Source organism: Staphylococcus sp. FSL W8-0056, assembly GCF_037963075.1.
Lineage (GTDB): Bacteria > Bacillota > Bacilli > Staphylococcales > Staphylococcaceae > Staphylococcus > Staphylococcus aureus.
Genome location: NZ_CP150142.1, coordinates 1,089,036 through 1,102,965, shown reverse-complemented (window position 1 = coordinate 1,102,965; position 13,930 = coordinate 1,089,036). Strand labels below are relative to the sequence as shown.

The following is a 13,930-nucleotide window of genomic DNA, read 5'->3' as shown; positions in this document are numbered from 1 at the left end:
TATGGAAACGACAGATAATAATAGACAATCACTCGTCGATCAACAACTTGTCCAAAAACATTTATCATCCAGAACGGTTAAAAATAAAGTGTTCAAACTCATATTTTTAGCATGTACATTATTAGGACTTGTCGTACTTATTGCGTTGTTAACTCAAACATTGATTAAAGGGGTAAGTCATTTAAATTTACAGTTTTTCACTAATTTTTCTTCTTCAACACCATCTATGGCTGGCGTTAAAGGCGCGTTAATCGGTTCACTTTGGTTAATGTTAAGTATCATTCCATTATCAATCATCCTAGGAATAGGTACAGCTATATACTTAGAAGAATATGCGAAAAACAACAAATTTACTCAGTTTGTTAAAATCAGTATTTCCAATTTAGCTGGTGTACCATCAGTTGTATTTGGGTTATTAGGTTACACTTTGTTCGTTGGTGGTGCGGGGATTGAAGCCTTGAAAATGGGTAACAGTATATTGGCAGCAGCGCTAACAATGACCTTACTGATATTACCAATTATTATTGTTTCAAGTCAGGAAGCAATTAGAGCTGTACCTAACTCAGTACGCGAAGCTTCTTATGGTTTAGGTGCTAATAAATGGCAAACGATAAGACGTGTTGTCTTACCAGCAGCGTTACCTGGTATTTTAACTGGATTCATTTTGTCTCTTTCAAGAGCACTGGGAGAAACAGCGCCACTTGTGCTAATCGGTATACCGACTATATTATTGGCAACACCTAGAAGTATATTGGATCAATTTTCAGCATTACCAATCCAAATATTTACTTGGGCGAAAATGCCTCAAGAAGAATTCCAGAATGTTGCATCGGCAGGCATTATCGTTTTACTAGTTATCTTAATCTTAATGAATGGCGTTGCGATTATTTTACGTAACAAATTTAGTAAAAAATTCTAATTTAAACAATCAATCTCATTTATCTATTAAAAAGGGAGTTTTAAATATGGCGCAAACACTTGCACAAACTAAACAAATATCTCAAAGTCATACGTTTGATGTCTCACAAAGTCATCATAAAACACCAGATGATACAAACTCACATTCTGTTATATATTCAACACAAAATTTAGACTTATGGTATGGCGAAAATCATGCATTACAAAATATTAATTTAGATATTTATGAAAACCAAATTACTGCCATTATAGGTCCATCTGGTTGTGGCAAATCAACATATATTAAAACTTTGAATCGAATGGTTGAGTTAGTACCTTCTGTGAAAACAGCTGGTAAAATATTATATCGAGATCAAGACATTTTTGATCAAAAATATTCTAAAGAACAATTACGTACAAATGTGGGCATGGTCTTTCAACAACCTAATCCATTTCCAAAATCAATATACGATAATATTACTTACGGTCCAAAGATTCACGGTATTAAAAATAAAAAAGTTCTTGATGAAATCGTTGAGAAATCATTACGTGGCGCTGCAATTTGGGATGAATTAAAGGATAGGTTGCACACAAATGCATATAGTTTATCCGGTGGGCAACAACAACGTGTTTGTATCGCGCGTTGTTTAGCAATTGAACCTGAAGTCATTTTAATGGATGAACCGACATCAGCATTAGATCCAATCTCAACATTAAGAGTAGAAGAGTTGGTTCAAGAACTAAAAGAAAAGTATACAATTATTATGGTTACACATAATATGCAACAAGCAGCTCGTGTATCAGATAAAACTGCATTTTTCTTAAATGGTTATGTCAATGAATATGATGATACTGATAAAATTTTCTCTAACCCATCAAACAAGAAAACAGAAGATTATATTTCAGGAAGGTTTGGTTGATATATAATGGCAATAATTAGACAGCGATATCAGGAGCAACTTGATGATTTAATAAAGGAATTACGTCGGTTAGGTGCAAATGTCTATGTGAGTATTGAAAATGGTATAAAATCATTAAGTATTGACGATAGAGGCTTTGCACGACAAACAGTTAAAAACGATAAACATATCAATCAATTAAATTATGATATTAATGAGCGAGTTATCATGTTAATTACAAAGCAACAGCCCATTGCGAGTGATTTGCGTATGATGATTTCTTCATTAAAAATCGCCTCCGATTTAGAAAGAATAGGAGATAATGCATCGAGTATTGCCAATATTCGATTGCGTACAAAGATTACAGATGATTATGTGTTAACCCGTTTAAAGACAATGGGTAAATTAGCTATGTTAATGTTAAAGGACTTAGATCAAGCATTTAAAAAGAAAGATACCGTATTAATAAGAGAAATAATTGAGCGTGATGAAGATATCGATGACTTATATAGTCATATTATTAACGCAACGTATCTTATTGATAACGATCCATTTGTCGCTGCACAAGCTCATTTAGCAGCAAGACATTTAGAACGTATTGGTGATCATATTATTAACATCGCTGAAAGTGTTTATTTTTATTTAACAGGTACACATTACGAACAATAACTTAAAGTTATTACTATAAAATCCCTTACGATAAATATATATTTCTATCATTCATAAACCCTCAAAAAAACCAAGATTCTCACAATTAGTAATGTGAAAATCTTGGTTTATATTGTTCTACTATAAATTGTCTCGCATCTTAGTTATTTGCTTGCTCAATTTCATCTGTTAATTTTTCAACTTCATCGACTAAATCAGAAATATATTGAATTGTAGATTTAAGTGGCTGTTCTGTAGTAATGTCTACACCTGCAATGTTTGCAAGTTCGACAGGTGATACACTACCACCTTTTTTCAATGTTTTTAACCAAGCATCAACAGCTGGTTGGCCTTCATTTTTAATCTTTTGAGAAACGACAGTTCCGATTGTTAAGCCAGCAGAATACGTATACGAATATAATCCCATATAGTAATGAGGTTGACGCATCCATGTTAATTCAGCACCCTCAGTCATGTCTACTGCATCTCCAAAAAATTGTTTATAAACATTTAGCATTATTTCATTTAATGTCGGCGCATTTAAAGATTCACCTTGATCTACTTTGTGATACACTTCACGTTGATAAGCAGCTTCTAATAAATGGGTAACCATATTATGATAATATGTTCTAGATAAAATTGAGCCAATAACCCAACGCTTAAATCTTGGATTATCACTTGTGTTAAATAAATAATTGGCCATCAACATTTCATTCATTGTAGAAGGGGCTTCAACAAAGTACATTGATGCTTCTGATTCAAGATATGGTTGATGTTTTTGAGCTAATGTAAAATGACCTGCATGACCTAATTCATGTGCTAAGACAAATGCTTCAGCCATTTTACCAGTCCAAGAAATAAACACATATGAATGTGTAAAGTATGGACTTGCACAAAATGCGCCTGTATCTTTACCTTTATTTTGTGCAAAATCAATCCATCGCTGATCGTATGCTTCACGTAACATGTTTGTATAGTCATCACCTAAAACACTTAACGCACCGAAAATATAATTTTTTGAGTCTTCAATTGAAATCTCTGGTTCATAATCAGGGTCTACAGAAATCTTCAAGTCTTCAAAACGCATGTTATCTAATCCGTGAATACGTTGTAAAAGTTTAGCATATTTCTGCATAACTGGTGCCAAGTCACGCATAATCATATCGATTTGACGGTCAAACATATCACGCGTTACTTCTTGACTATGTAATAAATAATCGATGACTGATTCAAATCCACGTAAATCAGCTTCAATTTTTTCTTGTTGTACTTGCATATTATATGTAGCCGCGGTAGTATGCTGATATTTTCGAATCCCATCGCTAAACGATTTGAAACTTTTACGTCTAAACTCAGGATCTTTATTATCTTCATAATCATTTTCAAACGTAGCATAGTCGACAGGGTACGTTGTACCATCATGTTCAAATGAATCGAATGTAATATCTAGCATTTTTGTCGTGCCGTATAAATCGTAAGGACTGTTTAGCGTAGGTGATAAAGTTGCTAATACTTGTTCTACCGACGCAGATAATTGGAATGGCTTTTGTTTTATTAACTGTTTAATATAGTGTTGATATGGACATGATTCTTCTAATTGTTGAAGTATTTCTTCTGGTAATTCAAGTATTTCTGACTCTACAAATGATAATTGGCTAACAATTTTACCGTATGTAGTAGATAATTTAGCGCTCAATACTTGTGCCTCGATATTACTAGTATCTACACTTAAACGTAGTTCTGCATAATTACTTAAGCGATCTAAGGCAATTAAAATATTTTCTAATTCAGCTAAAGCAGTATTAATTTGTTCGATTGAATTTAATGTTGTTGCATATGTATGATGAAATTGATTTGCTTGTTGTACTAGAGCGTCAATACTTTCATAATATTGTTGATCATCTTTAAATAAGTCTACTAAATCCCATGTTTCTGAAACAGGAACATCTTCTCTTAAAGGTAAACCTTGAGACATATAATCACTCCTTTGGTATAATACATTCATTATACATAATTTTGTCTCCTAAACGATAATGTTACGATTTCCATGTCGCAAGGAACAATGATTTTTCTAATAGTAGATAGAATATTGCTTGAAACTGACTGCTATTGTTTAAGTTTTTAAAAATTTATAATAAAATGTATACAAGGAAAGTAATGAAATAAAAGGAGAATGAATATGACATTATTCGATATGCCTAATTATTTATGGATCACAACATTAATAATGATTTTATTAACAATATTCTGTTGCTTAGTTTTAAATAAATGGTTTGTATCTGCAGTAATTACATTTGTTATATTAGGTGTGCTTGCATTTTTTATTCCAAATTTTCAAGATATAAAATATCAACCATTATTAGGATACGCTGCATTTTTAGCGATTATGAGTTTATTAATTAGTTTTCTATTATGGTATTTTACTAGAAATTGGCGTAAAGAAAGAAAAGCGCGTAAATTAGAAAAGCAAATTGAAAAATACGGCTATGAGGGCGCTGAACTTCGCCGTAAAGATAAAAAATAATATTCGACAACTATATGCACAAAATCATCGACTTTTAAGTTACACTGCAGTAACAATTATTTCGAAAGAGATGGAATACAGTGCTATAGTTGTTTTTGTTTTGACTTTTTTATATTTTACATGGTTGACTTGATTCAAAATATTATATTTTATAATGATTTTGTTAAAAAATTAAATATACTTCAATTTCTTTATGGATAATACTATAATGAACGTTGGTTCTTAATATGTAAGTTGCATATACATGCGCCATTCTCATGTAAAAAGAAAGTGTTAGTAACTTACACAAGGAGGGGGACTATTATGTTCATAATAAAGTCTATGTTGTATAGACTGATGCAAATGATAGTTGTTTTATTTGTTATTTCTACACTTACATTCATTTTAATGAAATTATCACCAGGCAATCCTGTTGATAAAATATTACATCTTGATGTAGCACAAGTGTCGACGGAACAAATAAATGCAACCAAAGATAAATTGGGATTAAATGATTCTTTATTGGTACAGTGGTGGCATTGGATGAATCATTTATTACATTTTAATTTAGGAAAAAGTTTTGAATCAAAAGAACCGGTAACACAGATATTATTCAACTATGCACCCATAACATTACTCATATCATTTTCAACATTAGTAGTGTCGTTATGCATATCTATACCGCTCGGCATTATAGCAGCCAAACGATTTCATAAGTGGACGGATAAAGTGATTAGAGTGATCTCAACACTATCGATTAGTTTACCAGCGTTCTTTATCGGTATTATTTTATTATTTATTGTCACAAATTTAATGAATATAGATAGCGTTATACTAAGTCAGTTTATATTACCTGTAATCACGCTATCTTTAGGTATGTGTGCATACATCATTCGTTTAGTGCGTTCTAATTTATTGATGTTATTGCAAAGTAATATCGTACAAGCATCAAGATTACGCGGTATGAATGAACGTTATATTTTAATTCATGATTTACTAAAACCAACAATTTTGCCGATTATCCCATTACTAGGGATTTCACTTGGCAGTCTAATAGGTGGTACTGTAGTGATTGAAAATTTATTTGATATACCTGGTATTGGTTATCTATTAATGGATAGTATTAAATCTCGAGATTATCCTGTTATTCAAGGATGCGTGTTATTTATTGGCTTCTTCGTTGTTATTATCAATACGATTGCTGATTTATTAACGTTATTACTTGATCCGAAGCAGCGTTTACAATTAGGAAATCCAAAAAACAAAACCAATACACCATTGATATCAGAAAGTAGTGACCGTCATGCATAAAATATTTTCAAAGAATAACCTGATATTTTTTGTATTCGTTGCATTTATTTTTGTGGTAATTGTACTGCAATTCTTTGTCAGTAGTGAAAATGCAACCAAAGTCAATTTATCACAAACTTTTGAACCTATTAGTTGGTTGCATTTATTAGGAACTGATGATTATGGGAGAGATTTATTTACCCGAATTATTATCGGTGCACGTTCAACATTGTTTGTTACTGTTTTAACATTAATAGCTATCGTTGTCATAGGTGTTACACTAGGTCTATTTGCCGGATATAAAAAAGGGTGGATTGAACGATTAGTGTTAAGGTTTATTGATGTTGGTCTAAGTATTCCAGAATTTATCATCATGATTGCTTTAGCAAGCTTTTTTCAACCATCTTTGTGGAATTTAGTTATCTCAATTACAGTAATAAAATGGATGAATTACACAAGGTTGACTAGAAGTATAGTTAATAGCGAAATGAATAAGCCTTATATAAAAATGGCACAATTATTTCATGTACCTACAAGAACAATATTAATACGTCATTTAACACCTAAAATTATACCGGCTATTATCGTTTTGATGGTCGTTGATTTCGGTAAAATCATTTTATATATAAGTTCACTATCATTTATTGGGTTAGGTGCACAACCGCCAACACCAGAGTGGGGCGCTATGTTGCAACAAGGTCGTGATTTTATTTCGTCTCATCCAATTATGTTGATTGCACCTGCTTCAGTCATTGCTATAACTATTTTAATTTTTAATTTAACCGGAGATGCGCTAAGAGATAGATTGCTAAAACAACGAGGTGAATATGATGAGTCTCATTGATATACAAAATTTAACAATAAAGAATACTTGTGAGAAATATCTTATTAAAGGGATTGATTTGAAAATTTTTAGTCAACAGATTAATGCCTTGATTGGAGAGAGCGGCGCTGGGAAAAGTTTGATTGCTAAAGCCTTACTTGAATATTTACCATTTGATTTAAGCTGCACGTATGATTCGTACCAATTTGATGGAGAAAATATTAGTAGATTGAGTCAATATTATGGTCATACAATTGGTTATATTTCTCAAAATTATGCAGAAAGTTTTAACGACCATACTAAATTAGGTAAACAGTTAACTGCGATTTATCGTAAGCATTATAAAAGTAGTAAAGAAGAGGCTTTGTCAAAAATTGACAAGGCTTTGTCGTGGGTTAATTTACAAAGCAAAGATATATTAAATAAATATAGTTTCCAACTTTCTGGGGGCCAACTTGAACGCGTTTACATAGCAAGCGTTCTCATGTTGGAGCCTAAATTAATCATTGCAGACGAACCAGTTGCATCATTGGATGCTTTGAACGGTAATCAAGTGATGGATTTATTACAGCATATTGTATTAGAACATGGTCAAACATTATTTATTATCACACATAACTTAAGTCATGTATTGAAATATTGTCAGTACATTTATGTTTTAAAAGAAGGTCAAATCATTGAACGAGGTAATATTAATCATTTCAAGTATGAGCATTTGCATCCGTATACTGAACGTCTAATTAAATATAGAACACAATTAAAGAGGGATTACTATGATTGAGTTAAAACATGTGACTTTTGGTTATAATAAAAAGCAGATGGTGCTACAAGATATCAATATTACTATACCTGATGGAGAAAATGTTGGTATTTTAGGCGAAAGTGGCTGTGGTAAAAGTACGCTCGCTTCATTGGTTCTTGGCTTGTTTAAACCTGTTAAAGGAGAAATTTACTTAAGTGATAATGCTGTGTTAACGATTTTCCAACACCCTTTAACTAGCTTTAACCCTGATTGGACGATTGAGACCTCATTAAAAGAAGCGTTATATTATTACAGAGGCCTAACTGATAATACTGCTCAGGATCAATTATTATTACAACATTTATCTACTTTTGAGTTAAACGCGCAATTATTGACTAAATTACCAAGCGAAGTGAGTGGCGGACAATTACAAAGATTTAATGTCATGCGTTCGTTATTAGCACAGCCTCGCGTTTTAATATGTGATGAGATAACTTCAAATTTAGATGTTATAGCTGAACAAAATGTAATCAATATATTAAAAGCGCAAACGATTACGAACTTAAATCATTTTATCGTTATTTCTCATGATTTATCCGTGTTACAACGCTTAGTTAATAGAATTATCGTTCTTAAGGATGGCATGATAGTCGATGATTTTGCAATAGAGGAATTATTTAATGTTGATAGACACCCTTATACAAAAGAATTAGTGCAAACATTTTCATATTAGCTATTTAAGAATGCGATAATTCTAGACTTGTTATAAAATATAGATGAATCAAGTATATTAATCTAGACACTTATCGATTTTATTTTCTTTATTTAAAAATAATAATAAAAAGGAGTATCATTAATGGGATTACTTGATATTGCAAGTATTCGTTCTATAGAAAGAGGCTTTAATTATTATCAAAGTGAATGCGTCATTAACTTAAAATCATTTTCAGAAACGCAGCATGAGGCTGAAGTAAAGGGCAGTGGCAACAAAGTATATCGTTGTTATATTGATATGGAACATCCTAGAAAATCCAAATGTAATTGTCCTCATGCTGATGGAAGACGAGTGATATGTAAACATATGATTGCATTACTCTTTACAGCTAGTCCAGAAGCAGCAAATAAACATATAATGATGTTAAACGAAGTTGAAGAAGACTATCAATTACGCAGAAATATGTGGATTGATAGTCTTAAAGAAATGATTAATGATATGAGTGAAGAAGAACTCCGCGATGCATATTTAAACATGTTAATTGAACATGGAGAAATGGCAGAATTATTTGGATTAGATGAAGAGGAAGAAATGTTCGAGGACGAATTTTATTAAAATAGCCCCTATCGATTGATAATGATTATCATTTGATAGGGGTGCTTTTATTTATATGATTTTAAGACTTTGCAAATAGCTTGTGTATTATTATTGATGTGTTTGATTTTATCAAGTTTCAATATTGCGTGTGTGTATGCTTCTGATGGTCCTATAATATAGCCACTACTAGCATGTTGTAACATGAAAATATCATTGTGGTCATTACCAAATGCTATATATTTAACATCTGCATCAAATATATATTGTAATGCAGTATATTTATTAATATTTTGCGCTGTTATATCAATGTTATACTCATTTGAATGGTGAATCATTTCCAATTCTTGATGGTATTTATTTAGCTCGTCTAATATAGTTGTAATTTGTGCCGGGTCTATATTTAATAAAATGATCTTGATTGGTGTGTCGATATTTGCAACATCAATACAACTGGCCAGCTTATGTGGATCTAAACGCTCAAAAATCGCGTTCTCAGCGTCAAGTTGTGCAGCATAATTCCAATCATCATCAATAATATAATCTAACTCATACTTTTGAATTATTTTTAAGATATGGTGATATGTATCTGTATGAATTGGTTTGATAACAGAAATCTTTGATTGCTGTGAAATCATAGCACCATTTGCGCCAATTAATGTGTGCTGATGAAATACTGATGGTAAAACTGGCAACAAATCACGAATCGGACGTGCTGATGCAAATATAAGTTCATGACCATCATGTTGTAATTGTAACAATGTATCAATAATAGTCTGGTCAATTAATCGGCCGTCAAAACAAAGCGTACCATCAATATCAAAGACAAATCTCATCAAATCACTCCAAACAATATAATACCATGATTATAGCATAAGTAAGTTATGTGACGATATTAGATAATGATTATGATGTAGGGTACCTTTTGCGTCACACACATTACTTCCTATAATATATATTATGTAAACTAGAATGTGAAATTCCATAAGGGGACTTATATAACTTCGATTTTGTATAAGTCGTTTTGATTATTAGTAAAGTATGTTTGTAGTTACTATTAACTTTTTATTTAACACATGCTATTTTATCAATACCTCTATTATTAGGATTAGTACATAAATAAACTAAAATTAACGCGACAAAATTTAGAAAATCTATAAAAATAAATAAGATTTGTGCAGATTGAGTTTGATATATGACCAAAAGTATTGAAAGTAAAAATAGTAGGATTAATATTAATTTTAAACAAGATATAATTAATGGTAAACATCTGACAACTGGTTTTCGTTCTTTTAATAAAGAACACGAAAAGAATAACCACATTATTATAGAAAAGTTACACACTAGATATGTACTAAAAGAAATACCACCTTCTTGTATGACATATCTAAATAAGTTCACAGCAAATTCATGATTATTATGAATATTTGACTCACTAATTAAACTAATTGTAAATTCTGCAGTGAATCCTTGAATAATCAACGAAATTCCATTAACTAAAAAGTATAATAATAGGAATAACGTACTTATAATATTATTATAGTTATTATCTTTTTTGATGTCATTGAATCTAAAAAAGAAATTGAATGGAATTAACACACAGGCAATGTATGCTATTCCTTTTGATATATGATCCAAACCGTAATATCCCTTTAAATGTGTATAATATTTTAATGCTTCATATGTAGTTAAATTATTTTTCGAAGGTGGAAATAATAATTTCTGGAAAATAAAACTCATAAAAATCCAAAATAACATAATGAGCATCAGAATAATAAAAGTGTTTTTGGCATGTTTTTCAATTCGATTCATTTTTTAACTACCTCACTTACTTGCATTTCATACTCAGATAACCATTATTTTATATTATATATTATAAAAATATTATCATTAAAACTCAAATATGACGCTATATATTTTATGTTTTGCATAATCTTTTAATCATAAAACTAAATCAATAAAACATCATTATAATGAAAAACATTAGATTGACAAATACATACTAGTTTTTCTTAGTGTGAAATAATTAAAATTTCGCTAAAAAAAGCATAAAAAAGAGCCTATAGTATCAATAACTATAAGCCCTAACATCATTTACATCTATTTCTTTAATTTTTTACGTAATTTATCCAATGTTGTGAACAACCAATATTTCACTTTATGAATTGGTTTATAGAAATCCCCTATTAATTCTTCGATTTGTACATTAAATCCACGTTTAAAGCGGTATACGCCATAATCTTCACTGTTTTCCGTAAAATCACCTGATAAACCATAGAAATTATAACGATCATAGCCATTATCGAAGCAATAGTTAATCATAAACCAATGCATCATGTATGGTCCCATAAATTGATTATATTTTTCTGATGAACCACCAGAGAAATAATTCACTTCATATGCATTTGCAAAATAAACGCCAGAAGCAAGGTTTAGAATTGGGCCGTCCGTTTTGCTCAATTCACTTGCATTCAATAATTCATGCTGATCATGATCAATTTGCTTATCTAATTCTGCAATTTTCTTCATTTGTTTATCTGATTTGTTTTCTTTCGCCATCATTTGATCACGACGATTTTCTTTGTCATTCAATTCCTGTTGCAACTTTAACACATATTCATCAAGGTCAATATATGCTAATGGTACTAATACTTTATCTCCATATGTGTCAATAAAGTTATAAAAATAATCATCTGTTTTTGACACAAATCCAGCACGCTCTTCAGTTTCACGATATAAATCTAAGAAAAGATTGAACTCATCACGTTCAAGGAATCTGACTTTAACACCATAGTTTATCGCTTTATTAATATTACGTTTACGTTGACTATCAAATGTCTTTTTCAATGTTTCGGGTGTTTTACCTTCAAGGTTTAATACGCCCATCCATCGTACTTGGCTCGATGTATCATACTCAGTTGTAAAGCCATGATGCTCGTAACCATGTGATTTAAACAAGTTTACTAAGGCATCATTTTTCTCGCGACCTTCAAATGGCACGATATCTTTATCATATAGATGATATAACCAATACGGATCTAATTTAACATATAAACATTGATGTTGCTGTAAATATTTATCTAACTCTTTTAAATAATAATCAACTAATCCTAAATCTGAAAAATCCATTACTGGACCACGATTCGAATAGTAAACATAACTTCCCATAGTAGGAATTTTAGAGAAAAGGCTTGCTGCAATTACTTTGTTATTGTCGTCTTTAATACCTAATAAAACTACTTCAAAGCCATCATTCTCACGGGTAACTATATTTTCTTTTACTTGGAAATAATGACTTTCCAATGATGGATTTTGTACAAAGTTGTCAAATTCGGTAACAGTTAACTCTGTAAATTTCATGTTTTGATAATTCCCTTCCTAAAAAATTCTGTCTTTAACTTTTTTAAGTGCGGTATATGCTGCGTAAACAGGTTTATTAATTGGTTTAATAAAGTCACCAACATATTCAATAATTTCAGCATTGTAACCTTTTTTGAATTTAACTACACCAGCATCTTCAGCATCTTCTGTAAATTTACCACTAACACCATAGAAATTATAACGGTCAATGCCATGATTTAATGCATAATTAATCATTTCCCATTGCACTGCATAACTTCCGGCAAAATGACGGAATGCATTTGATGTACCACCAGCATAATAAACAACTTCAAATGGGTTGATAAAGAAGAAACCAGCAGAGATAGGTAATTCATTACCATGTTCTTCTTGTAGACGTTTACCTTCTTCAATCTTTTGCTCATTAGCATCAAGTTGTTGTTGTAAGTTATCTCGCTTGTTGTGTGCTTTTTTATTTTCAGGACGTTTTTCAATATCCTTTAACGCTTTATTTAAATCTTTATTTAAAATATCACGCTCTTCGTTTAGTTCTTTAATATATTCATCAAAGTTGATATACGCTAAAGGTACTAACACACGGTCTTTGTAATATTTTAAGCGATTGTAGTAAAATTTGTCATCACGATCAGCAAAAGCTTTTGATTCTGACGTATCTTCCATAAATGATCTAAAAATTGGCAGTTCTTCTTCAGATAAATATCTTACTTTAACACCATTCTTTTTAACTTTTTTCGTGTTTCTTTTTCTAAGTCCATCCATATTTTTAATGATGTCATCTGCTGTTTTATCTTTTAAATCTAACACTGAGTGATAACGAATTTGTAGCACAGGATCAAATCCTTTATGGAATCCAGTATGTTCAAATCCTAAGTTACTCATTTTATCAAAGAACCAATCATTACCAGCATTACCTGTAATCTCGCCATCATGATTCAAGTATTGATATGGTAAATATGGATCGATATGTAGGTATAGACAACGATGTTTTTTAACATATTTTGATAATTCATTAAAGAAAAAGTGTACGAGTTCTTGATTTTCATAATCGATCACTGGACCGCGATTTGAATAAAAATACTTGAACACTTTCATAACAGGTACAGCAGTAAGTAAGCAAGCTGCAATGACCTCGTTATTATTGTTTTTTATTCCCACTAAATGTGTTTCATAACCTTCAGCAAGCTTTAACTCATAGTGGCCAACAGTTTGCGTGAAATGACTGTATGGCATGCTATCTGTAAAGGCACCAAACTCTTTAGCTGTTAAATTTGTAAACTTCATTATCATTACTCCTATTTGTCTCTCGTTAATTAATTTCATTTCCGTATTTGCAGTTTTTCTATTTCCCCTCTGCAAATGTCAAAAATAATAAATCTAATCTAAATAAGTATACAATAGTTAATGTTAAAACTAAAACATAAACGCTTTAATTGCGTATACTTTTATAGTAATATTTAGA

The 13,930-nt window shown here is 31.0% G+C and carries 15 protein-coding genes; 10 read left to right on the top strand and 5 right to left on the bottom strand.

The window, feature by feature from the left end; all coding sequences use genetic code 11:
- Position 1: 1 nt before the first annotated feature.
- Genes pstA through phoU form a run of 3 tightly spaced genes read left to right on the top strand, consistent with a single transcriptional unit; the run spans position 2 to position 2,465 of the window.
- Positions 2–919, top strand: a complete 918-nt coding sequence (gene pstA, locus NSS86_RS05570; RefSeq protein WP_000450297.1) for a phosphate ABC transporter permease PstA — start codon at positions 2–4, stop codon at positions 917–919.
- Positions 920–965: 46 nt separating this feature from the next.
- On the top strand, positions 966–1,817 hold the full coding sequence (gene pstB / locus NSS86_RS05565; RefSeq protein ID WP_000079447.1) for a phosphate ABC transporter ATP-binding protein PstB: 852 nt from the start codon (positions 966–968) through the stop codon (positions 1,815–1,817).
- 6 nt (positions 1,818–1,823) lie between these two features.
- A complete protein-coding gene (gene phoU / locus NSS86_RS05560) occupies positions 1,824–2,465 on the top strand; it encodes a phosphate signaling complex protein PhoU (protein ID WP_000974847.1) in 642 nt (213 codons plus the stop codon).
- A 139-nt stretch (positions 2,466–2,604) separates the two neighbouring features.
- Here the strand turns inward: phoU and pepF are convergent, their stop codons facing one another.
- On the bottom strand, positions 2,605–4,419 hold the full coding sequence (pepF, locus tag NSS86_RS05555) for an oligoendopeptidase F (RefSeq protein ID WP_000077572.1): 1,815 nt from the start codon (positions 4,417–4,419) through the stop codon (positions 2,605–2,607).
- Positions 4,420–4,623: 204 nt separating this feature from the next.
- On the opposite strand from pepF, the gene NSS86_RS05550 reads away from it, so the two are divergent.
- From NSS86_RS05550 to NSS86_RS05520, 7 genes are all read left to right on the top strand, one after another.
- A complete protein-coding gene (locus tag NSS86_RS05550) occupies positions 4,624–4,968 on the top strand; it encodes a hypothetical protein (protein ID WP_000171798.1) in 345 nt (114 codons plus the stop codon).
- On the top strand, positions 4,916–5,101 hold the full coding sequence (locus tag NSS86_RS05545) for a hypothetical protein (RefSeq protein WP_001791844.1): 186 nt from the start codon (positions 4,916–4,918) through the stop codon (positions 5,099–5,101). The genes NSS86_RS05550 and NSS86_RS05545 overlap by 53 nt, the downstream gene beginning before the upstream one ends.
- A gap of 170 nt (positions 5,102–5,271) precedes the next feature.
- On the top strand, positions 5,272–6,258 hold the full coding sequence (gene nikB / locus NSS86_RS05540; protein WP_000469951.1) for a nickel ABC transporter permease: 987 nt from the start codon (positions 5,272–5,274) through the stop codon (positions 6,256–6,258).
- Positions 6,251–7,081 carry a nickel transporter permease gene (gene nikC, locus NSS86_RS05535; protein ID WP_000548936.1) on the top strand — a complete coding sequence of 277 codons (831 nt, stop codon included), beginning with the start codon at positions 6,251–6,253 and terminating at the stop codon, positions 7,079–7,081. Before nikB ends, nikC begins: the two co-directional genes overlap by 8 nt.
- Positions 7,068–7,841, top strand: a complete 774-nt coding sequence (locus NSS86_RS05530; RefSeq protein ID WP_000052315.1) for an ABC transporter ATP-binding protein — start codon at positions 7,068–7,070, stop codon at positions 7,839–7,841. Before nikC ends, NSS86_RS05530 begins: the two co-directional genes overlap by 14 nt.
- Positions 7,834–8,535, top strand: coding sequence for a dipeptide/oligopeptide/nickel ABC transporter ATP-binding protein (locus NSS86_RS05525; RefSeq protein ID WP_000571259.1), 702 nt, complete (start codon positions 7,834–7,836; stop codon positions 8,533–8,535). The genes NSS86_RS05530 and NSS86_RS05525 overlap by 8 nt, the downstream gene beginning before the upstream one ends.
- A gap of 123 nt (positions 8,536–8,658) precedes the next feature.
- Positions 8,659–9,132 carry an SWIM zinc finger family protein gene (locus tag NSS86_RS05520; protein ID WP_000523668.1) on the top strand — a complete coding sequence of 158 codons (474 nt, stop codon included), beginning with the start codon at positions 8,659–8,661 and terminating at the stop codon, positions 9,130–9,132.
- 47 nt (positions 9,133–9,179) lie between these two features.
- Here NSS86_RS05520 and NSS86_RS05515 read toward each other — a convergent pair whose 3' ends face one another.
- The 4 genes from NSS86_RS05515 to femA all read right to left on the bottom strand — a co-directional run bounded on the left by NSS86_RS05515 (position 9,180) and on the right by femA (position 13,752).
- Positions 9,180–9,947: a Cof-type HAD-IIB family hydrolase gene (locus NSS86_RS05515; protein ID WP_001213021.1), complete on the bottom strand. Its 768-nt coding sequence runs from the start codon at positions 9,945–9,947 to the stop codon at positions 9,180–9,182.
- Positions 9,948–10,176: 229 nt separating this feature from the next.
- A complete protein-coding gene (locus tag NSS86_RS05510) occupies positions 10,177–10,923 on the bottom strand; it encodes a hypothetical protein (RefSeq protein ID WP_001079525.1) in 747 nt (248 codons plus the stop codon).
- Positions 10,924–11,211: 288 nt separating this feature from the next.
- Entirely contained in the window at positions 11,212–12,471 is a 1,260-nt protein-coding gene (femB, locus tag NSS86_RS05505) for a glycine glycyltransferase FemB (RefSeq protein WP_000673098.1), read from the bottom strand.
- A gap of 18 nt (positions 12,472–12,489) precedes the next feature.
- Positions 12,490–13,752: a glycine glycyltransferase FemA gene (femA, locus tag NSS86_RS05500; protein WP_000673315.1), complete on the bottom strand. Its 1,263-nt coding sequence runs from the start codon at positions 13,750–13,752 to the stop codon at positions 12,490–12,492.
- Between the last annotated feature and the right edge of the window lie 178 nt (positions 13,753–13,930).